This is a genomic window from Stenotrophomonas sp. INTA L402-1, from assembly GCF_059295135.1.
Genome location: NZ_JCAFWP010000177.1, coordinates 1 through 596 on the forward strand (window position 1 = coordinate 1; position 596 = coordinate 596).

1 protein-coding gene is annotated in these 596 nt (G+C 50.8%); it reads left to right on the forward strand.

What is annotated here, in order from left to right:
- The coding region (locus AC5O77_RS22200; protein ID WP_494507221.1) for a hypothetical protein at positions 1–596 on the forward strand (596 nt) is incomplete at both ends.

The window sequence follows — 596 nt, forward strand, 5'->3', positions numbered from 1 at the left end:
GGATAGCCATGTCTGCACTGGCAGAGGAAACCGGTCGGCGTACTGCGGATATTGATAATAACCTCAATGCGCTGGGCAGTACGCTGCAAACTTTATCTGACTGGTGGAAGCAGTTCTGGGATGCGGCCATGCATATTGGTCGTGAAGATTCGCTGGATGCGCAGATTGCCACTTTGCAGGAGAAAGTGTCGCGGGCGAAAAGACTCCCCTGGACGGCATCATCTTCTCAGGTTGAATACGATCAGCAGCGTCTTAACGATCTTCAGGAGAAAAAACGCCAGAAGGATTTGCAGGATGCAAAAGAGCAGGCAGAGCGGAATTATCAGGAGCAACAGAAACGCCGTAATGCTGAAAATGCTGCACTGAACCGGATGAATGAAACGGAAGCTGCACGACATCAGCGTGAAATTGCGCGTATTAATGCCATGCAGTACGCCGATCAGGCTGTCAGGGATGCGGCGATACAACGTGAAAATGAACGTTACGAGAAAGCCCTGGCATCCGGTAAGAAAAAAACACGCGAAACCCGTAATGATGAGGCCACCCGGTTATTGCTGCAGTACAGTCAGCAACAGGCACAGGTGGAAGGACAGATT